The 20,611-nt window shown below is 63.5% G+C and carries 20 protein-coding genes; 5 read left to right on the top strand and 15 right to left on the bottom strand.

What is annotated here, in order from left to right:
* Nucleotides 1-30: 30 nt before the first annotated feature.
* From GM909_RS16790 to GM909_RS16825, 8 genes are all read right to left on the bottom strand, one after another.
* Nucleotides 31-1,074, bottom strand: a complete 1,044-nt coding sequence (locus GM909_RS16790) for a histone deacetylase family protein (protein ID WP_157017899.1) — start codon at nucleotides 1,072-1,074, stop codon at nucleotides 31-33.
* Between the two features lie 14 nt (nucleotides 1,075-1,088).
* Nucleotides 1,089-2,057, bottom strand: coding sequence for an NAD(P)-dependent oxidoreductase (locus GM909_RS16795; protein WP_157017901.1), 969 nt, complete (start codon nucleotides 2,055-2,057; stop codon nucleotides 1,089-1,091).
* 4 nt (nucleotides 2,058-2,061) lie between these two features.
* On the bottom strand, nucleotides 2,062-3,351 hold the full coding sequence (locus tag GM909_RS16800; RefSeq protein WP_157017903.1) for an ArgE/DapE family deacylase: 1,290 nt from the start codon (nucleotides 3,349-3,351) through the stop codon (nucleotides 2,062-2,064).
* A gap of 42 nt (nucleotides 3,352-3,393) precedes the next feature.
* A complete protein-coding gene (locus GM909_RS16805) occupies nucleotides 3,394-5,016 on the bottom strand; it encodes an ABC transporter ATP-binding protein (RefSeq protein ID WP_157017905.1) in 1,623 nt (540 codons plus the stop codon).
* A 9-nt stretch (nucleotides 5,017-5,025) separates the two neighbouring features.
* Nucleotides 5,026-5,865, bottom strand: coding sequence for an ABC transporter permease (locus tag GM909_RS16810; RefSeq protein ID WP_157017907.1), 840 nt, complete (start codon nucleotides 5,863-5,865; stop codon nucleotides 5,026-5,028).
* Nucleotides 5,865-6,833: an ABC transporter permease gene (locus GM909_RS16815; RefSeq protein ID WP_157017909.1), complete on the bottom strand. Its 969-nt coding sequence runs from the start codon at nucleotides 6,831-6,833 to the stop codon at nucleotides 5,865-5,867. Before GM909_RS16815 ends, GM909_RS16810 begins: the two co-directional genes overlap by 1 nt.
* A gap of 242 nt (nucleotides 6,834-7,075) precedes the next feature.
* On the bottom strand, nucleotides 7,076-8,623 hold the full coding sequence (locus tag GM909_RS16820; RefSeq protein ID WP_157017911.1) for an ABC transporter substrate-binding protein: 1,548 nt from the start codon (nucleotides 8,621-8,623) through the stop codon (nucleotides 7,076-7,078).
* Nucleotides 8,624-8,705: 82 nt separating this feature from the next.
* Complete coding sequence (locus GM909_RS16825; RefSeq protein WP_157017913.1) at nucleotides 8,706-9,485, bottom strand: class II aldolase/adducin family protein; 780 nt, start codon at nucleotides 9,483-9,485, stop codon at nucleotides 8,706-8,708.
* 191 nt (nucleotides 9,486-9,676) lie between these two features.
* Here GM909_RS16825 and GM909_RS16830 point away from each other — a divergent pair, with 191 nt between their 5' ends.
* Complete coding sequence (locus GM909_RS16830; protein ID WP_157017915.1) at nucleotides 9,677-10,366, top strand: GntR family transcriptional regulator; 690 nt, start codon at nucleotides 9,677-9,679, stop codon at nucleotides 10,364-10,366.
* Between the two features lie 34 nt (nucleotides 10,367-10,400).
* Here the strand turns inward: GM909_RS16830 and GM909_RS16835 are convergent, their stop codons facing one another.
* From GM909_RS16835 to GM909_RS16860, 6 genes are all read right to left on the bottom strand, one after another.
* Nucleotides 10,401-10,973, bottom strand: coding sequence for an NADPH-dependent FMN reductase (locus GM909_RS16835; RefSeq protein ID WP_157017916.1), 573 nt, complete (start codon nucleotides 10,971-10,973; stop codon nucleotides 10,401-10,403).
* Between the two features lie 110 nt (nucleotides 10,974-11,083).
* Nucleotides 11,084-11,911 carry a dipeptide ABC transporter ATP-binding protein gene (locus GM909_RS16840; protein ID WP_157017917.1) on the bottom strand — a complete coding sequence of 276 codons (828 nt, stop codon included), beginning with the start codon at nucleotides 11,909-11,911 and terminating at the stop codon, nucleotides 11,084-11,086.
* Entirely contained in the window at nucleotides 11,908-12,762 is an 855-nt protein-coding gene (locus tag GM909_RS16845; protein WP_157017918.1) for an ABC transporter ATP-binding protein, read from the bottom strand. The genes GM909_RS16840 and GM909_RS16845 overlap by 4 nt, the downstream gene beginning before the upstream one ends.
* A 3-nt stretch (nucleotides 12,763-12,765) precedes the next feature.
* Nucleotides 12,766-13,677 (bottom strand): ABC transporter permease subunit, encoded by a 912-nt coding sequence (locus GM909_RS16850; RefSeq protein ID WP_157017919.1) that lies wholly within the window; start codon nucleotides 13,675-13,677, stop codon nucleotides 12,766-12,768.
* Nucleotides 13,678-13,679: 2 nt separating this feature from the next.
* Nucleotides 13,680-14,684 (bottom strand): ABC transporter permease subunit, encoded by a 1,005-nt coding sequence (locus tag GM909_RS16855; protein ID WP_157017920.1) that lies wholly within the window; start codon nucleotides 14,682-14,684, stop codon nucleotides 13,680-13,682.
* 61 nt (nucleotides 14,685-14,745) lie between these two features.
* Entirely contained in the window at nucleotides 14,746-16,338 is a 1,593-nt protein-coding gene (locus GM909_RS16860; protein ID WP_157017922.1) for an ABC transporter substrate-binding protein, read from the bottom strand.
* 173 nt (nucleotides 16,339-16,511) lie between these two features.
* Between GM909_RS16860 and GM909_RS16865 the strand changes: the two genes are divergently transcribed.
* The 4 genes from GM909_RS16865 (at nucleotide 16,512) to GM909_RS16880 (ending at nucleotide 19,907) form a co-directional block, all read left to right on the top strand.
* Nucleotides 16,512-17,072, top strand: coding sequence for a DUF924 family protein (locus tag GM909_RS16865; RefSeq protein WP_157017924.1), 561 nt, complete (start codon nucleotides 16,512-16,514; stop codon nucleotides 17,070-17,072).
* Between the two features lie 189 nt (nucleotides 17,073-17,261).
* Complete coding sequence (locus tag GM909_RS16870) at nucleotides 17,262-19,181, top strand: long-chain fatty acid--CoA ligase (protein ID WP_157017926.1); 1,920 nt, start codon at nucleotides 17,262-17,264, stop codon at nucleotides 19,179-19,181.
* Between the two features lie 61 nt (nucleotides 19,182-19,242).
* Nucleotides 19,243-19,485 carry a type II toxin-antitoxin system Phd/YefM family antitoxin gene (locus tag GM909_RS16875; RefSeq protein WP_157017928.1) on the top strand — a complete coding sequence of 81 codons (243 nt, stop codon included), beginning with the start codon at nucleotides 19,243-19,245 and terminating at the stop codon, nucleotides 19,483-19,485.
* The gene (locus GM909_RS16880) at nucleotides 19,485-19,907 is read left to right on the top strand and encodes a type II toxin-antitoxin system VapC family toxin (protein ID WP_198174289.1); all 423 of its coding nucleotides are present in this window, start codon (nucleotides 19,485-19,487) and stop codon (nucleotides 19,905-19,907) included. The genes GM909_RS16875 and GM909_RS16880 overlap by 1 nt, the downstream gene beginning before the upstream one ends.
* Here the strand turns inward: GM909_RS16880 and GM909_RS16885 are convergent.
* On the bottom strand, nucleotides 19,904-20,611 hold the full coding sequence (locus GM909_RS16885; protein WP_235911944.1) for an HAD family hydrolase: 708 nt from the start codon (nucleotides 20,609-20,611) through the stop codon (nucleotides 19,904-19,906). The two genes, GM909_RS16880 and GM909_RS16885, sit on opposite strands and share 4 nt — an antisense overlap.

Genomic DNA, 20,611 nt, shown 5'->3' on the forward strand with positions numbered 1-20,611 from the left:
ACGCCTCGACTTTCGGATTTCTGAATTGCTTCAGGACACCAGGGTCAGTTTTGCCAGCTCGTCCCGGCTGGCCGTCAGGTAGGTTTCGGCATTGTCGGAAAGCGACGGCCCCAGATAGCCGCCTTCCTGGATGAGCGCGGTGGGCAGGCCCAGGCGGACGATCTCGCGCGCCATTGTGTCAAAGCCATCCGCGGTCATCTTCACTTCCGACAGAGGATCGTCGGCGGCCATGTCGAAACCGAGCGAGACCACGAGGGCCTCGGCGCCAAAATCGCCGATCGCCTTCAGGCCCTCATGAAAACGCGCCAAAATCTGCTCCACGCCGTCGCCGGGCTTGAGCGTCAGGTTCACGGTCGCGCCTTCGCCCGCGCCCTCGCCGCGTTCATCCTCATAGCCGAGATAGTAGGTCGGATATGTGGCCGGGTCGACATGCAGCGAACACACGAAGACGTCGCCGCGCTCGTAGAAGATGTCGAGCGTGCCATTGCCGGTGTGGGTGTCGATATCAAGGATCGCCACCTTGGAAAAACGCGCACGCAGGCTTTGAGCGGCAATCGCCGCATTGTTGAAGGCGCAAAAGCCGTTCGACGCATTGGACAGCGCATGGTGGCCGGGCGGGCGGCACAGGCCATAGACCATGCGATCGCCCTGCTTGACGCGCTCGGCCGCTTCAAGCGCCGTCTGGGCCGACCAGTAGATCGCCTGCCACAGGCCTTCGGTGAGCGGCACCGACGTGTCGGTCGCCCACCAGCCGAGCTGGCCGTAGATGGAAGACGACGGCCGGCCTCGCCGGGGGCCGGGGTGGCAATTGGGAATGGGCTCGGCATCGCCTGCCTCGGCGCGCCAGCGCTGGTACGCGTCCTTCCAGAAATCGACATAATCGGGATCGTGGATCGCCTTGATCGGCTCCTCGCCGAAATCGCGCGGCGGCTCGATGGCAAAGTCGTTGCGCTTGAGCATATCGCGGATGAGGACGGCGCGTTCGGCCTGTTCGGGATGGGGCATATAGGCGCCGCGGCGGAAATAGCGCTCGGGCGTGTGCAGCAATTGCCGTTCGTCAAAAATAGCTTTCATTGCGTCTGCCAGCCTCAATATCCGTTCAACCTGTCAACTGCCGTTACCGGGCGGCGGCCGGCCGCGATTTCACGCACCGCCTCGACCACCTGCCTGGCCATCAGGCGTGGCGAGCTGTCGCTTGCCTGATGCGGCGTAACCAGAATGCGCTCGTCGTCCCAGAAGGGATGGCCCGGCGGCAGAGGCTCGCTCGCGAACACGTCGAGCGAGGCGGCTGAAATCTGTCCCTCGTCGAGTGCCGCCAAGAAATCCGCTTCCACCATGTGCTCGCCACGCCCGAGTTGGATGAGCACGGCACCTTTTGGCATCGCGGAAAAGAGCTTCGCGTTCAATATGCCACGCGTCTGCGCGGTCAGGGGCAGCACATTGATGAGCATGCTTGCACGGGAGGCGACACGCTCGATGGCCCCTTCGCCGCATTCGAACTCGACACCTGCCGGCGGAAGGGAGGCCGGCGCGCCGCGCACCGCCGCGACGACCGGAAAGCCCATGGCCGTGACGGCGCGGGCGATCGCCCTTCCCATCAGGCCGAATCCGAGAATGCCGACGGGGCAATCGCGCGGGGACGGGAACCCGGCGACGTCCTGACGCGCCCATTCGTGGCGCGCCTGGTGAATGATGTGATGGCGCATGTTGCGGTGGTGCCAGATCACGTGCCAGGCGGCGAAGCCGGCCATCAGGTCGCCTTGGCTGTCGTCGCGCACACGCGCCACATGGGCCTGGTCCGGCAGGCTCGGACATTGGACGATGCTGTCGACGCCGGCGGCGATGGAATGCGCAAGGCACAGGCTGGGATAGGCCGCGAACGCGTCGGTCGCCGGATGCCAGGCGAGCGCGAAGCGGACGCTGGCCGGGTCGTCCACGGCCTCGGGACGGCGCAGCCGAACCTCGCCCGCATAGGGCTCGAAATAGCGGGCGAACATGTCTTCGAGATCGAAGACGGTGCTGAGATAGACACCTTCGATCACACCGTTTCCTGTCATCGCCTTATCCCGCTTCGACCGGTTCGAGTCCGCACCAGTCGGCGATGAAGAGCGCGATCGCGCCGGTCACGCGCTTGATCGAGGACAGGCTGACGCGCTCGTCGAAGCCGTGGATGTTCTCCGTGATCGGGCCATAGACCAGGCACGGCATGCCGGCATAGATGACGAAGACGCGCGCATCGAGGTAGCCGGGCGTAACGAAGCTTTCGAGCTTACTCGCGGTTGCCGTGCGGTGGGCTTCGGCGAGCGCGTTTTCCGCGTCGCTCCCCTCCTCCAGCACATAGCCACGGGCGAAGAACCCGTTCCAGGTGATTTTTGGCAGACGGTTGCCCAGAAAGGGATCGTCGGCGAGTTCGTGCGCCAGATGCGCCTCGATCTGGCCGGCGCGCTCCTTGGGATCGTCGCCCGGATAGATGGCGATGCGGCAGGAGAGCCGGCACCAGGCGGCGACCGTTGAGGCCCAGTCGCCGCCTTCGATCTTGCCGACATTGAAATTGATGGGGTGCTCGACATCGGAGAAATAGGGATAGTTCGCCTTCTCCGCATTCCAGTCCGCAGTCATGCGCTTCAGGCTTTCGATGACGCGGAAGCTCGCCTCGATAGCGTTGGCGCCGGAACCGGCCTCGCGCACATGCACCGGGTGGCCGGCCACATAGACCTCGAACCACAACACGCCGCAATTGGCGCGCACCAGCTTTTCGTCCTCCGGCTCGGGGATGATGGCGGCATCGGCCGTATAGCCCTCGACCAGGCAGGCGAGCGCGCCGTTGCCGGTGCATTCCTCCTCGACCACGCTCTGGACATGCACCTTCGCCGCCGGCTGCAGGCCAAGGCGGCGCAGCGCGTCGAGGGCGAAGATGTTGGCGGCGATGCCCGCCTTCATGTCGCCGCCGCCGCGGCCATAGAGCCAGTCGCCGACGCGCTTGGGCTCATAGGGCGGCGAGACTTCCCACATATCGGGCGGGCCTTCGGGCACCACGTCCATATGGCCGTTGAGGATAAGCGAGCGGCCGGCAGGTTTTCGCGGCTCGTGGGTGGCAACAACATTTACCACGTCGGAATAGTCGATGGCGACGGGCGAGAAGCCGGGATGATCCTTGATCTTGTCCTCGTCGATCCGGAAGGTCTCGACCGCGTAGCCGCGCTTCTCGAGCGCCTTGTGGACGAACTCCTGGGCCGGCTTTTCCGCCCCGCGCAGGGACGGGAAGCGGATCAGGTCTTCGGTAAAGGCAATCTGTTCTTCAAAGCCATCCTCGACGGCGGCGAGGATCTTTTGAGCGAGTTGTTCGTCCAAGACTGTGGTTTCCTGTTCTGATGGGCAAGATAGCTTTCGCCACTACCCCGCCGCCGCCAGTTCCTTTTCGCGGCCCGGTATGGCCTCGATCAGGGTGCGGGTATAGGCGTTTTGCGGATTGTCAAAGATGGCGTGCGCCGGCCCCGTCTCAACGATCTCGCCCTTCTGCATCACCGCGATGCGGTCGCAGATCTGGGCCGCCACGCGCAGGTCATGGGTGATGAAGACAAGGGCCAGGTTGAGCCGTTTCTTCAGGTCGGCCAGGAGATCGAGAACCTGCGCCTGGATCGACACGTCGAGTGCCGACACCGCCTCGTCGGCGATGATGACGCGCGGCTCCAGCGCCAGGGCGCGCGCGATGCCGATGCGCTGGCGCTGGCCGCCGGAGAATTCATGCGGATAGCGGTCGATGGAAAGCGCGTCGAGATCGACCAGTTCGAGCAGTTCGACCGCGCGCGCATAGGCCTCCCGCTTCGACACGCCATGCGCCATCGGCCCTTCGGCGATGATGCGTCCGACCTTGGCGCGCGGATTGAGCGAAGCGTAGGGATCCTGAAAGATCATCTGGATCGACTTGCGCGCCTCGCGCAGCGCACCGCCCGACAGATGCGCCATATCCTGGCCGGCGAGCTTCACCGTGCCGGAATCGGGCTGCATCAGGCGCACCAGGCAGCGCCCCACGCTCGACTTGCCGGAGCCGGACTCGCCGACAATGCCCAGCGTCTCGCCCTCGGCCAGCGTCAGGCTGACATTGTTGACGGCGTGCACGACACGCGCCTGGGCGCCGAACATGCCGCCGCCGGTGCGATAGGTCTTGTTGAGGCCCGCCACGTCGAGGATCGGCGTCCCGGGTTCGGCGACCTCGCTCGCCTCGGCGGCGAGCTTGGGGATCGCGGCAATGAGCTTTTGCGTATAGGCGTGCTGCGGATTGTCGAGCACCTCGTCGGCCGTGCCCGCCTCGACGATCTTGCCATATTGCATCACCGCCACGCGGTCGGCGATCTCGGCCACTACGCCGAAGTCATGGGTGATGAACATCACCGCCATGCCGCGTTGTTCCTGCAGGTTGCGGATGAGCTGGAGGATCTGCGCCTGGGTCGTGACGTCGAGCGCAGTGGTCGGCTCGTCGGCAATCAGGATCTGCGGCTCGAGCGCCAGTGCCATGGCGATCATGACGCGCTGGCGCTGGCCGCCGGAAAGCTGGAACGGATAGGCGCGCATCGCCTTTTCGGGATCGGGGATGCCGACCTCCGTCAAGAGCGTGACGGCGCGTTCCTTGCGTTCCTTCCGCGTCAGGAGACCATGCGCCTCGAACACCTCGGCGATCTGGTCCTCCACCCGCATCAGGGGATTGAGCGCCGACATGGGCTCCTGAAAGATCATGGCGATCTTGCGCCCGCGCAGATCCATCATCTCATCTTCGGACAGCGTCAGAAGGTCATTGCCGTCGAACAGGATGCGGCCGCCGACGGGCCGGACCAGCTCCGGCAAAAGGCCCATCGCGGCATTGGCCGACATGGATTTGCCAGACCCGCTCTCGCCGACGATGCACAGGATCTCGCCGGCATGGAGATCGAAGCTCACATCGTTGACGGCGAAATCGCGGTCGGCACCCTCGGGCAGGGCGATCTTCAGATTTTCGACGCGCAGTACCTGATCCGTCATCGCGCCCTCCTATTTGCCGCGCCGCGCCAGGCGCGGATTGAGGGCATCGTTGAGGCCCTCGCCGATGAGGTTGAGCGCCAGGACCGTCAGGAGAATGGCGACACCGGGAAAGAAGGACAGCCACCAGGCCTGGCGGATCACCGTGCGTGCGGCGCCGATCATGTAGCCCCAGGACATCATGTTGGGATCGCCCAGCCCCATGAAGGAGAGCGCGGACTCCAGCAGGATAGCCGTCGCCACCATCAGGGAAGCCAGCACGATGATCGGCGAAATCGTGTTCGGCAACACCTGGCGCAGGATGATCGTCAGATTCGACTGGCCGGACAGGATCGCCGCCTCGACATATTCGCGCGAGCGCAGCGACAGGACCTCGCCGCGCACCAGGCGCGCCACCGGCGGCCAGCTCACAATGGCGATGGCCGCGATGATGGAGTAGATCGATGGCTGGAAGATCGCCACCAGGACGATCGCCAGCGCAAAGCTCGGCACGGTCTGGAAGAACTCGGTAAAGCGCATCAGTGCGTCGTCCACCCAGCCGCCGAAATAGCCAGCGAGCGCGCCCATCGGAATGCCGATCAGGAGAGCGGCGAGCGTGGAGACGAGGCCCACCAGCAGCGACACCTGAGCGCCATAGGCCAGCCCTGAAAGCACGTCGCGTCCGAGCGCGTCGGTGCCCAGCGGATACTGATCCATGGAAAAAGGCGGCAGGAAGGGCCGCTGCACCATGCGCCAGGGCGATTGCGGCAGGAGCAACGGCGCCAGGATCGCCACGACAAGCACGACGACGAGGATGGCCACCCCGATGACGGCGCCGCGATTGCGGGAAAAGCGTTTCCAGAAATCCGCCATCACGCCACCCTTATGCGCGGATCGACGACACGGTATAAGATGTCGGTGACCAGGTTGAACAGAAGCACCATGGCGGCGGAGACGAAGAACACGCCGAGCAGCAGGTTGTAGTCGCGCTGGGCCAGCGCCTCGAACATCAGCCGGCCGATGCCGGGCCAGGCAAAGACGGTCTCCGTCAACACCGCGCCGCCGACAAGCTGCCCCGCCTGCAGGCCGGCCAGCGTGACGACCGGCAGCATGGCGTTGCGGAAGATGTGGCGGCGCTGAATGATCGACGGCTTCAGACCCTTGGCGCGCGCCGTCTTGACGAAATCGAGCTGGCTCACCTCCAGCATGGAGGCGCGCGTCATGCGCATGTAGACGGCCATGAAGAACAGGCCGAGCGTGGCGGCCGGCAGGATCAGGTGCTTGCCGATGTCGAGCGCGCGGGCAAAGCCGGTGTAGTTCGCCCCAACGGTTTCATAACCGAAGCCAGGCAGCCAGTTGAGATAGACTGAAAACAGGAGCACGGCCATGAGCGCCGCCCAGAACAGAGGCGTCGCATAGAACAACAGCGCCAGCGAAGAGATCAGCGTGTCCGACCACTTGCCGACCCGCGCCGAGGCGAGCACGCCGGCCAGCGTGCCGAGAAACAGCGAAATGATGAAGGCACTGACGGTCAAAAGCAGCGTCGCGGGCAGGCGCTGGAAGATGAGATCGGCCACCGGCATCTGCTGGCGATAGGAATAGCCGAGATCAAGCTGGATCACGCCCTTCAGATAGATCCCGAGCTGGACGAGAAGCGGCTTGTCGAGACCGAACTGCTCGCGCAGCTGCGCGATGAATTTGGCGTCGGCCGCGCCCGCCTCGCCGGCCATGACGGCCGCGGGGTCGCCGGGCGCGGCGTGGATGAGGAAGAAGTTGAGCGTCAGGATAGCGATCAGGATGATCGCCGCCTTGCCCAAGCGCATGAGTATGAAACGTAGCATGGGTATCCGGCTCAAGCCTCACTGGTGGCTAACTTCGACGACCAGCGCTTGTCACACCCCCTCTGCCCTGCCGGGCATCTCCCCTCAAGGGGGGAGATTGGCTGTCGTGTCTGCCTTCGCCAGTCTTCAAATGTCGCAGGACAAGCGCAAACGGCCATGAAGGCTAATCTCCCCCTTGAGGGGGAGATGTCCGGCAGGACAGAGGGGGTGTAAAGGCGCAAACTCAAACAGATCCGCCTATCTCACTCCTCGATATAGGCGTCCTTGAACCCGTCATTGACGCCGATGGCGGTGGTGACGAGATCCTTCACGTTGCAGCGGTAGATGGTCGGAAAGCCGAGCTCCAGGAGCCACGCCACCGGCACGTCATCGACGAGCTTCTGCTGCACTTGCGTGTAGAGCTCCTGGCGCTCCTCGTCCGTCACGGCCACTGCGGCCTTGTCGAACAGTGCGTCCACGTCCGCATTCTCGTAGCCCTCGACATTGTTCCACTGAGAACCCTTGGCGATGTTGGTCGAGATGTAGCTGCGCGCCACGCCCAGCGCCGGATCGCCATACTGGTAGAGATAGGTAAACGCCATGTCGTAGTCCCACTCGGCCAGCTTCTGGTTCCAGCCGGCGACATCGGTGGAGACGATCTCGACATTGACGCCCACCTCCTCGAGGTTCTGCTTCACGGCCTCGGCCCAGCGCTGCCAGGTCTCGCCATAAGGCAGCGGCAGGAGACGCACGGTCTCGCCGTCATAGCCCATCTCGTCGAGCAGGGCCTTCGCCTTCTCGGGATCGTAGTCGTATTGCGTCACCTCATCGCTGTAGAAGCGCGTCGAGGAAGAGACCGGGCCGGTCGCCACCTTGCCGAGCCCGTTCCACAGGGCATCGCGGGCAAAGTCGCGGTCCATGGCGTACATGACCGCCTGGCGGAAGCGCGCGTCGGCCGTCGGCCCCTCGCGATTGTTCAGCCACATCCAGGAGTGCGGGCCGAAATATTCCCAGCCCTTGTCGGTGATGCAGGTGTTTTCCATGTCGGCGACGCGCTGCACATCGAAATTCTCGATGGAGCCGCCGGGAAGGATGTCCACCACGCCCGTCTCATAGGCGACGGCGCGCGAGGCGGCATCGGGGATCACGTGCCAGTAGATCTCGTCGAGATAGGGCTTGCCCTCCTCGTAATAGTCCTCGTTCCTGGTCAACAGGATATGCGATCCCTTGACCCATTCGGTGAACTTGAAGGGGCCAGTGCCGATCGGCGTGTTGTTGGCCGGATTGTTGTTGTAATCCGTGCCCTCGTAGATGTGCTTGGGGATTATCGGCATGGTGCCGGCCTCGAAAATGCCGAGGAACGGACCGAAGGGCTGCTTCAGCTTGAAGACGACAGTGGTGTCGTCGGGCGCGGTGATCGATTCGACATGTTCGAGCGAGGTGCGCAGGCGCGCATGTGTCTCGCGCAGGAAGACATCCGCCGAGAATACAACGTCGGCCGAGGTGAAGGGCTCGCCGTCATGCCATTTGACATTGTCGTGCAAGTGAAAGGTGTAGGTCAGCCCGTCGTCGGAAACCTCCCAGGACTTGGCGAGCTGCGGCATGGGCTGGAGCTTCTCGTCATAGCGCAGCAAACCCTCGTAGATCTGACCGGCGACCATCTGGGTCGGGCCGTTCTGCACCAGGCCCATCATCAGGCTCGGCGGCTCGGGCTGGATGACGACGTTGGCGCGCCCGCCCATGACGGGCTCGGCATGAAGCGCGGTGGAAACCAGAAATGCGGCGGCGAATGGCACCAGTTTTTTCAGCATGGCTTGTCGTTCCCCTTGGTGGTTTTGGCAGTCGGGCTTTTCTCCTCTTGGCCTGCCGGGACTTTGGCTACTTATTGCGGACTCATGTCACGAGATCCGGATAGTGCTTGATGGCCAGGCGCTCGAAGGCGTCCCATTGCGGGTCGGGCTTGTTGCCCGTGTGGTGCTTGTCCCAGCCCTCGTACTGACGGGCGGTCTTCTCGGCCAGTTCCTCGCCGACCTTCAGCGGCGTGCCGCCCGACGACATGATGGCAAGCTGCGCGCGGCAGGCCCGCTCCAGGTTGAACATGAGCGCGAATGCCTCGCCCACGGTGCGTCCGCAGGTCATGAGACCGTGATTGCGCAGCACCATGATATTGTGATCGCCGAGATCGGCCACCAGCCGCTCGCGTTCGCTCAAGTCCAGCGCGATGCCCTCATAGTCGTGGAAGGCAGTGCGGTTATGGAACTGCAGCGACCATTGATTGAGCGGCAGGATGCCCTCTTCCATCGACGAGATCGCCACGCCGGCGACCGTGTGCGTGTGCAGCACGCAATGCACGTCCGGGCGCGCCGCATGCACGGCGCTGTGAATGGTGAAGCCGGCCTTGTTGATGCCCGCGCCGTATTCGTCGCGCAGGATATCGCCATTGATGTCGACGGTGACGAGGCTCGAGGCCGTCACCTCGTCGAAGCGCAGGCCGAACGGGTTGATGAGAAAGGCGTGCTCGCCCTCCTCCGCCGGCGCGCGGCTCGAAATATGCGTGAAAATGCTGTCGTCGAGCTGGTAATGCGCGATCAGCCGGTAGGCGGCCGCAAGCTCGATGCGTTCGCGGGCCTGCTTGTTGGCGTTGGCGGGATCGAACTGGGATTGCACGCTCATGGTCGCTCCGTTTGCCGCGCCCGCCCTGGCCGTTGTGCGGACGTTCGTCCTTGGCTGTCGCCGACCTGCAGCCAGGCCGGAATCCGTTTATGCCGATAGGCAAGCACAGCCATTGCGAAGTGTCAATTGTCGACAATCGTCATTGTTGCTATGATCGCGATCACAACAGGACTCGCGGAAGAACGATCGCAATGGCCAAGCTGTTCTCGGAAGTCTCCACCACCGACCTGGTGACGCAGATCGCCCGGCAGATCACGCGCGCCATTGTCGCCGGCCGGCTGAAGCCCGGCGAACGGCTGACCGAACTGCAATTGTCGCGCGAGTTCGGCACCAGCCGAGCGCCCGTGCGCGAGGCGGCGCGGCTCCTGGAAAGCCAGGGGCTGGTCAATTTCAGCCCGCGCCGCGGCTTTTTCGTGCGCACGCTGACGGCAACGGATCTGCGCGAGATCTACGAGTTGAGGATCGGCCTCGAATTGCATGCCGCCGGTCTGGCGATCGAACGCGCCAGGACAAAGGATGTCGAGGCCCTGGAGCGGCAGATCGGGAAGCTCTATCGGCTCGCCGACCAGGGCTCGGCCGAAGAGCAGATCTTCGAAGACTTCACCTTTCATCGCATGCTTTGCGCGGCGGCCGGCAATGCCCGGCTGCTCAAGGTCTATGACGAATTGGCCGTCGAGATGCGGGCCGGCATCACGCTGATCGGCAAGCTCTATGACGATCCCCATCGCCTTGCGCAGACGCATGAGCCGATCGTCGAAGCGCTGAAGGGCCGCGATCGGGATGGATTGCTCGCAGCCCTGCGCTACCATATCGAAGTGGCTCAGGAAGCCGTGGTGTCGCTGTTCGAAAGCATCGAGGACAGCGCCTCGGCGGCGCAGTAGCTGCCTGAGGTTGCAGTGGAAAGCTGCGTGCTGCTTACGCCTCGCGTGGCAGCACCGACAGGACCCTGGCAATGAAGGAATGGAACTCGGCCATGTAGCCGCGCAGGAATTCCCGGGTCGACTCGACGGTGACCTCACCCTCGTCGTTGATCATCCCCTCCTTGAACTGGATATAGGCCTCCGGTGCGTTCATCTGGGGCGCGTTGCAAAAGCCGAGGACGCTGCGCAACTGCTGCTGGGCGATGGCCGTGCCGATGGCGCCCGGCGAGGTTCCGATGACGGCCGAGGGTTTGCGTGTAAAGGCGTTCGTTCCATAGGGACGGCTGGCCCAGTCGATGGCGTTCTTCAAGCCTCCGGGAATCGACCGGTTGTATTCCGGCGTCACGAAGAGCAACGCGTCGCATGAGACGATGGCGTCCTTGAAGGCGCGCGCGACCGGCGGAAAATCCGCGTCATAATCATAGCTGTAGAGCGGAAGATCACCGAAGCCGATCTCCTCGAAGGTCAATTGCTCCGGTGCAAGCCCGATCAGGGCCTTGGAAAGCTTGCGGTTGATCGACTGCTTGGCCAGGCTGCCGACAAAATAGCCCACCTTGTAGCTGGTCATGACAGGTCCTTTCCTGTGGCGTGGCACGCGACCCCGGTTCCAACTCTATGTGCCGTTCAGTCGGCCGTCCATTCACAAGCCGCATCATGCGGTGGCCATGCCGCCGGCGTTCAGGCGGCCCGCTTGGCCAGCCGGGTGCGGATGCTCTCGACATCGGCGCGCGGCGTGGCGGCAAACAGCGTCTTGGTGTAGTCGTGCTTGGGATCGGAAAAGACCGCGTCACGCGTGCCGTATTCCACCGCTTCGCCGAAATACATCACCATCACCTCGTCGGCGATGTAGCGCACAACCGACAGGTCATGGCTGATGAAGACATAGGTGAGCTCGAACTCGTCCTGCAGGTCGGCGAGCAGGTTGAGCACCTGTGCCTGCACCGACAGGTCGAGCGCCGAAACCGGTTCGTCCAGCACCAGAAGGCGCGGGTTGAGCATCAGCGCGCGGGCAATCGCGATGCGCTGGCGCTGGCCGCCCGAGAACATGTGCGGATAGCGGTTGAAGTGCTCAGGCTGCAAGCCAACCTTGGTGAGCATGGCCATGGCGCGGTCGCGCCGTTCGGCGGCCGGAACGTTGGAGTTGATGACGACCGGCTCCATCAGCACGTCGCCGATCTTCTGGCGCGGGTTGAGCGAGCCATAGGGATTCTGGAAGACGATCTGCACCTTGCGGCGCATCTCCGGCGTCAGGTCGCCGGCGGCCATGTCCACCTTCTTGCCGTCGATGAACAGCTCGCCGTCGGTCGGCGGATCGATCATGGTGATCATACGCGCCAGGGTGGACTTGCCGCATCCCGATTCGCCGACGATGGCCAGGGTCTTGCCCTTTTCGAGCTTCAGATCGATGCCCTTGACGGCGTGCACGGTGCGTGCCGGGCGGAACAGGCCGCCGCCGACGTGGTAGTCGCGCTTGATGCCGCGGGTCTCCAGGACGATTTCGCTCATTGGGCGGCTCCCGTGTAAGGCGCCTCGTCGAACGCGAAGTCGGAGACGGTCGGCAGGCGGTCGCCGGTGGCGTTTTCGGGCAGCGCCGACAGAAGGGCCTTGGTGTAGGCGTTCTTCGGCTTTTCGAAGAGCGACAGCACGTCGGCCTCCTCCATCTTGCGCCCCATATACTGCACGATAACGCGGTCGGCGGTCTCGGCCACGACGCCCATGTCGTGGGTGATCATGATCATGCCCATGCCCTGTTCGGCCTGCAGCTTCATCAAGAGGTCGAGGATCTGCTTCTGGATGGTCACGTCCAGCGCCGTGGTCGGCTCGTCGGCAATCAGGAGCTTGGGATTGCAGGCGATCGCCATGGCGATCATGACGCGCTGGCTCTGGCCGCCCGACATCTGATGCGGGAAATGGCCGAGCCGCTCCTCGGGATCGGGAATGCCGACCGCCTCGAACAGCTCGATGGCGCGCTTGCGCCGGGCCGCCCGGTCGAGATCGGTATGGATCTTCAGCGCCTCCTCGACCTGGAACCCGGCCGTGAAGCACGGATTGAGGCTGGCAACCGGCTCCTGGAAGATCATCGCAATGTCCCTGCCGATGATCTGCCGGCGCTGCTTGGGGCTAAGATTGAGAATATCGCGCCCCTGAAAAGTCATGGCGTCGGCGGTCACGGTGGCGGTCCAGGGCAGCAGCCCCATCACCGCCAGCATCGAGACGGACTTGCCCGAGCCCGATTCGCCGACGATCGCCAACACCTCGCGCTCGTCCACGGCAAGCGAAACGCGATCGACGGCGCGCAGCTTGCCGGTGGCCGTCTCGAACTCGACGGTGAGGTTCTTGATCTCAAGCAGAGCCATCGGTCACGACCTCTTCAGTTTCGGATCGAGCGCGTCGCGCAGCCCGTCACCCATCAGGTTGATGGCGAGCACGGTGATGAGGATGGCCAGTCCCGGGAAGGTGACCACCCACCATGCGCGCATGATGAACTCGCGCGCTTCGGCCAGCATGGTGCCCCATTCCGGCGCCGGCGGCTGCGCCCCCATGCCGAGAAAGCCGAGGGCGGCGGCATCGAGGATGGCCGTGGAGAAGGAAAGTGCGGCCTGCACGATGAGCGGCGCCGTGCAATTCGGCAGGATCGTCCTGAACATGAGCCTGAGATGGCCAGCGCCTGCCACGCGGGCCGCCGTGACATAGTCGCGGCCCTTCTCGCCCATTACCGCGGCGCGCGTCAGCCGGACATAATGCGGCTGCTGCACCAGCGCGATGGCGATCATCGCGTTGACCAGGCCCGGGCCGAGGATGGCCACCAGAACCAGCGCCAGAAGCAGCGACGGAAAGGCCAGGATGACGTCCATGACGCGGGTGATGGCGGTGTCGATCCAGCCGCGGAAATAGCCTGCGACGAGACCGACGATGATCCCGACCGAGACGGCCAGGGAAACCACCACGACGCCGATGAACAGCGAGAAGCGCGCGCCGTAGATCAGCCGCGAAAGGATGTCGCGGCCGACCGCGTCGGTACCGAGAATGTAATCCCAGCTTCCGCCCGCCTCCCATACCGGCGGCACCAGGAAGGCGCCGCGGTTCTGCAGGCTCGGCTCGTGCGGGGCGATGACCGGCGCCAGGAGGGCGATCGCGACGATGGCGAGGAAGACGTAGAGTCCCATAACGGCGCCGCGGTTCTGGCTGAAATAGTACCAGAACTCGGCAAGCATGGCGCGGCGGGTTCCCGCCTCGGCGCCTTTTGTGATGATTGTGTTCGATTGAGCCATGATCAGTGCCTGATTCTGGGATTGATCAGACCGTAGAGCACGTCGACGATCAGATTGACGATCATGATGATGCCGGCGATCAGCAAGAGGCCACCCTGCACGACCGCGTAATCCCGCTTGAAGACGCTGTCGACCATCCATTTGCCGATGCCCGGCCAGGAAAAGATCGTCTCGGTCAGGATCGCCCCGGCCATGAGCACGCCGACCTGCAGGCCGATGGTCGTGATGACGGGAATGAGGGCGTTGCGCAGCGCATGCAGGCCGATGACGCGCGCCGGCGACAGGCCTTTCGAGCGCGCCGTGCGCACATAATCCTCGCCCAGCACTTCGAGCATGGCCGAGCGCGTCTGGCGCGCGATCACTGCCAGCGGGATGGTCGCCAGAACGATGCTCGGCAGGATGAGATGGCTGACGGCCGAGCGGAAGGCGCCGGCCTGGCCGGACAGGAGGCTGTCGATCAGCATGAAGCCGGTGACCGGCGGGAAGAAGTACATCAATGAGATACGCCCGGACACCGGCGTCCAGCCGAGGATGCCGGAAAACAGGATGATGAGCAGCAGGCCCCACCAGAAGATCGGCATGGAATAGCCGACCAGGGCCGTGCCCATCACCGTCTGGTCGAGCCACGTTCCGCGCTTGACCGCCGCAAGGACGCCGACGGGAATGCCGATGACGATGGCCAGCAGGATCGCGCAGAACGACAGTTCCAGCGTCGCCGGGAACAGGGTGAGGAATTCCTGAAGCACCGGCCGCTTGGTGACGATCGAGGTGCCGAGATCGCCCTGCAGCAGACCGAGCAGATAATTGAAATACTGAACGACCAGCGGCTGGTCGAAGCCGTAAAGCGCCTGCAGTTCGGCGTAGCGATCCTGGCTGATGCCGCGCTCGCCGGCAAGCAGCATGATCGGATCGCCGGGCAGCAGGCGGATGAAGGCAAAGGAGACGATGGAAACCCCGATGAATGTGGGGATCAACAGCGCCAGCCGGTAGAAAACGAAACGCAACATGAAATGTCATGACCGGCGGCGGCCAGAAGCCGCCGCCGGTCCCTATCCTGGTTGAACGAGCCTATTCGGCGAGGTCCACGCCCTCGAAATGGTGTCCGCCGAGCGGGTCCATCTTGTAGCCGGTCACTTCCTTGCGCATCGGCATGTGAACGACCGAGTGTGCGATGGTCGCCCACGGCGCCTCGCGCTTAAAGACCACTTGCGCTTCCTTGTAAAGTTCGGCGCGTTCCTCCTGCGTCGGCAGGGTCTTGGCCTTCTGCACGAGTGCGTCGAACTCCTCGTTGCACCACTGGGCACGGTTCGAGCCGGCGACGGCGTCGCAGCCCAGCAGCACGGCGAGGAAGTTGTCCGGATCGCCATTGTCGCCGGTCCAGCCAAGCAGCACCGCGCCGTCGCGGTCGACCGCCTTGGAGCGCTCAAGGTACTCGCCCCATTCATAGGAGACGATCTCGACATCGACGCCGACCTTGGAGAAGTCCTCCTGGATCAGCTCGGCCATGCGCCGCGCATTGGGGTTGTAGGGCCGCTGCACCGGCATCGCCCAGACCTTCATCGAAAGGTCCGTCACGCCCTCTTCCTCGAGCATCGCCTTGGCGGCGTCCGGATCGTACGGATCGTCCTCGATCTCTTCGTCGTAGGACCACATGGTCGGTGGAATCGGGTTCTTGGCCGCCTGGCCGGCGCCCTGGAACACGGCGTCGAGAATGGCGTCCTTGTTGATCGCCATGTTGAGCGCCTTGCGCACCTTCGGATTGTCGAACGGCTCCTGCTGGGTGTTGTAGGCCAGATAGCCCACATTCAGGCCTTCCTGTTCATCGACCTTCAGCGCATCATTGGCCTTCAGGCTCTCGATGTCGGCCGGATTCGGATAGGGCATGATGTGGCACTCGCCGGCGAGCAGCTTCTGCTGGCGCACGGAGTTTTCCGTCGTGATGGCGAAAACCAGATCGTCGATCGGCTGCTTGCCGTTCCAATAGTCGGGATTGGCCTGGTAGCGGATCACAGCGTCCGGCTGGTAGGCCACGAACTGGAAGGGGCCGGTGCCGATGGGCTTCTGGTTCAGGTCCGACATCGAGCCGCTTTCGGCAAGCTGATCGGCATACTCCTTGGAGAAGATGGAGGCGAAATCCATCGCCAGGTTGGCGATCATCGGCGCTTCCGGCCGGCTCAGCACGAACTTGACCGTGTGATCGTCGATCTTCTCGATCGACGTCAACAGGTCCGGCATCGACATGGCGTTGAAATATTCCCAGGACGCGCCTTCGACATAGGCGTGGTAGGGATGGTCTTCCTTGAGCTGGCGCTCGAAGGAGAAGATCACGTCGTCTGCGTTGAAGTCGCGGCTCGGCGTGAAAAAGTCCGTGCTGTGAAACTTGACGCCTTCACGCAAATGGAAGGTGATCTCGAGTCCGTCGTCGGAGATCTCCCAGCTTTCGGCGAGACCGGGAACGGTGTTGGTCGTGCCCGGCTCGAACTGCACGAGACGGTTGTAGACAGGCTTGGACGAGGCATCGAAGGTGGTGCCTGCCGTGTAAAGTGCCGGATCGAATCCCTCGGGGCTGCCTTCCGAGCAGTAGACAAGCGTCTTTGCGCTCGCCGCGCCGGACAGGACCGTCGCGGCAAGCAGCGCTGCCGCGAAGCTGAATCTCTTCATTTTGTACACTCCCAGTTTTTTTTGCTCGGGCTCCGTGAACCGGCCCCGAAAAGGCGCATATAAGCACCTAAAGCAGAGCAAGGAAATACCTCCGAGAGTTGCCGAAAGGGAATGTCGGGGGCGATTGCAATCGGCGCTGTCCGGCCTATCTTGAGCATCGGAGGGACATGCACATGGCCAGGCGCCGCTTCAACGCCGACGACATCATCGCCTACTGGTTCAAGGAACTGAAACCTGAGGACTGGTTTTCCGGCAGCGCGAAGCTTGACGAAGCGATCAAGGCGCGCTTCCTCCCGGTATGTCTGGAGGTTCTCGCGGGCAATCCGGATGATCACATCGACAGTCCCCGTTCGGCGCTGGCGGCTATCCTCGTCCTCGACCAGTTCACGCGCAACGTCTATCGCGGAACGGCCGAGGCCTTCTCGGGCGACCAGTCGGCGATCGCGATCTGCCACATCGCACTGGAGCGCAGGTATGACGAGCAGCTGACGCCGGACGAGCGGCAGTTCCTCTATATGCCGCTGCAGCACTCCGAAATCCTGGCCGACCAGGAATTGTCGGTGAAGAAATACAGCGACCTCGGCGGTGAAGAGGCGATCCGTTATGCCGTCGAGCATCGCGACATCATCGCCCGCTTCGGCCGTTTCCCGCACCGCAATCGCGCGTTGGGTCGCACGAGCACGCCCGAGGAATTGGAGTTCCTCGAAGATCACGACGGTTTCGGCCAGAAATGAGACCCGGCCACGGCCGGGCGTGACGCGCGACAGTTATAACTTTTACGTAAGCGTAATGCTTGCACCGCCGCGATCCTTGGTCGTAGATAGGCCGAGGACGGGGGCGGCACGATCTGCCTCCGCGTGAGGAGATGAGCGCATGGCCGCAGCCCGTTCGGGCTCGATGGGCCAGGCCGAGGGAGGTGAAAATTGGCGTCGACAAGGAAGACTGACGACAAGGCGGCGAAGGATCCGGCAGCCAAGCCGGCTTCCGGCGGGAAGACCGCGAAAGCTGCGGCCGGGACGAAGTCGGCTCCGGCGAAGAGTGCCGCGAAATCGACGGCCACAAAGAAGACGCCCGCCAGGAAGACGCAGGCCGCCAAATCGCGCGCCACATCCACCAGGACCGCTGCGGCGAAGAAGGCCGGTGCAGGCAAGGCCGCCAAGGCGAATGGGGCGGCCACCGCCCGCCCCTGGCTGAAAAGCTATCCCGACGTGGTGCCGGCCGAGATCCCCGCCCTGCAGGCCGATTCGATCGGCGCGCTCATGGTCGGGGCATGCAGCACGTTCGCCGAGCGGCCGGCCTTTACCTGCATGGGCCGCTCGCTGAGCTTTGCCGAACTCGACGCGCTTTCGGCCGCCTTCGGCGCCTACCTGCAGTCGAAAGGGCTGGGAAAAGGCGCGCGTGTGGCGATCATGATGCCCAACGTGCTGCAATATCCCGTCGCCATGATGGGCGTCCTGCGCGCCGGCTACACAGTGGTCAACGTCAATCCACTCTACACGCCCCGCGAGTTGCAGCATCAGCTCAACGATTCGGGCGCCGAGGCGATCGTCATCCTCGAGAACTTCGCCACCACATTGCAGGCGGTCGTCGGCAGCACGTCGGTCAAGCATGTCATCGTGGCGTCGATGGGCGACATGCTGGGTGCGCTCAAGGGCATGATCGTCAACCTGGTCGTGCGCCGCGTCAAGAAGATGGTGCCCGACTGGTCGCTGCCCGGCCATGTCAGGTTCAACGACGCCATTGCCGCGGGAAAACGCACGGAGCTGAGCCCGGTCGAAACCGGTCCCGACGACGTCGCCTTCCTGCAATATACCGGAGGCACGACGGGTGTTTCCAAGGGCGCGACGCTGCTCCACCGCAACGTTCTGGCCAATGTCGAGCAGAACGCGTTGTGGGTCGAGAGCGCCTATGTGAAGAAGTCGCGGCCCGAGCGCCCGGTCTATGTCTGCGCGCTGCCGCTCTATCACATCTACGCGCTGACAGTGAACGCGCTGATGGGCATGCAGCAGGGCGCGGAGAACGTGCTGATCCCCAATCCGCGCGACATTCCCGGTTTCGTCAAGGAACTGGCCAGGCACCAGATCAACGTCTTCCCCGGGCTCAACACGCTGTTCAACGCGTTGTTGAACAACGAGGATTTTCACAAGCTCGATTTCTCGCCGCTGCGCCTGACCTTCGGCGGCGGTATGGCGGTGCAGCGGCCCGTCGCCGAACGCTGGCAAGAGCTCACCGGCATCATCATTTCGGAAGGCTACGGGCTTTCGGAAACTTCGCCGGTGGTGACGGCCAACCGTTTCGACGCCGACGAATTCACCGGCACGATCGGCCTGCCGATCCCCTCTACCGAGGTCGCCATCCGCGACGAGAACGGCAAGGACGTGGCGCTGGGCGAAGTGGGCGAGATCTGCATTCGCGGGCCGCAGGTCATGGCCGGCTACTGGAACCGGCCCGACGAGACCGCGAAGGTGATGACGAAGGACGGTTTCTTCCGTTCCGGCGATCTCGGCTTCATGGACGACAAGGGCTACATCAAGATCGTCGATCGCAAGAAGGACATGATCCTGGTGTCCGGCTTCAACGTCTATCCCAACGAGATCGAGGACGTCGTTGCCACCCATCCCGGCGTGCTGGAAGTGGCGGCGGTCGGCGTGCCGGACGAGCACTCCGGCGAGGTGCCGAAGCTCTTCGTGGTCAGGAAGGATCCCAAGCTGACCTCCGAGGACCTGCTTGCCTTCTGCAAGGACAAGCTGACGGGCTACAAGCGGCCCAAACATATCGAGTTCCGCACCGAACTGCCGAAGACGAATGTCGGCAAGATCCTGAGGCGGGAGTTGCGGGGTTGACATATTGCAGAGTTGCCGCGAAATTGCTATATCTGACCAACTAATTGGTCAGGAATATGCCATGAATGACGTCAATCTCGCCGAAGCGAAGGCGCATCTCAGCGAACTTGTCAACAAGGCCGCTGCAGGAGAAACCGTGCGCATTCTACGCCGTGGAAAGCCGGTGGCTCAGTTGATTGGGGCAGAGCGCGAGAAGCGCCCAATAGATGTAGAAGCGCTGCGCGCCCTCACTGCAACGCTGCCTATGCAGCCGCTGTCGGCCGGAGAGTTTGTTCGCAAGATGCGGGACGAGGACCGCTATTGATGCTTTACGTGGACACTTCCGTCCTCGTTGCATCGTTCACCAATGAAATAGCAACGGCCCGCGTGCAGCGTTGGTTCGCCGAACAGGCGAGCGAACAGCTGGCGATTAGTGACTGGGTCGTGACCGAATTCTCATCAGCACTGTCGATCAAGATGCGCACGCGCCACATTGGGGAGAACGACCGCGCTCAGATCCTCGCGGCCTTTACGCAAATTGTAGCCGATTCATTCGTCACGGTTCCGGTCACTCCCATCGATTTCCGCACAGCAGCTCGCTTCGCAGATCGCCACGACTTGAGTTTAAGAGCCGGGGACGCCTTGCATCTGGCGGCTGCGTCCGGTCGCGGCGCCACTCTTTGCACACTCGATCAACGCCTTGCCCATGCGGGCGTCGCACTGGGTGCGAACGCGGTTCTAGTCTAGCAATCACGCCTCGCCAATAACCCCGGAAGGTCGGCGACCGAATCGAGGATATGGTCGGCGCGCGAGGCGAGTGTTTCACGCGTACCGGTTCCCGAAAGAACCCCGACGGCAAGGGCTCCTGCCGCGCGCGCCGTTTCCAGATCGTGCCGGTTGTCTCCGACCATGGCGACCTCGCCCGGCCGCAATCCCGTGAGGTCGCAAAACGCGTGGATGACGTCGGGTGCCGGCTTGGGATTGGCGACGGCGTCATATCCGTAAGCGGCAACGAACATCTGCGCCACACCGAGCGCAACCAGCGTCTGTTCAGCGCCTGCGGTCGAATCGTTCGTCGCCACCGCCAGCTTGTAACCATGCGCGTGGAGTTCGGCGAGCGCCTCGCGCGTTCCGACGACCGGCGTCGCCTGCAGTGCACCTTCCCTGGCCGTGACCTCGTCGAAATGGCGGATCATCGCACGCTTCGTTTCGGCCGGCTGCCCGGCATACCAGAGGGCTACGATGTCGGCATTGGTGCCGGCGGCAAAGACGGAATCGGCCCTGAAACGCGCTGACGCGAAATCGTACCCGGCCTCGCTCACCAGCTCGTCCGCGCGCGTGCGATCACCACCGGCCGCCTCCAGTGCCAGACGGTCGCCGATGGCGAACCATGTGGCATGGAAATCGACCAGCGTGCCGTCCTTGTCGAAGACGATCCCCTTGATGGTCAC

Origin of the sequence: Mesorhizobium xinjiangense (genome assembly GCF_009749525.1) — a bacterium.
Classification (GTDB): Bacteria; Pseudomonadota; Alphaproteobacteria; order Rhizobiales; family Rhizobiaceae; genus Mangrovimarina; species Mangrovimarina xinjiangensis.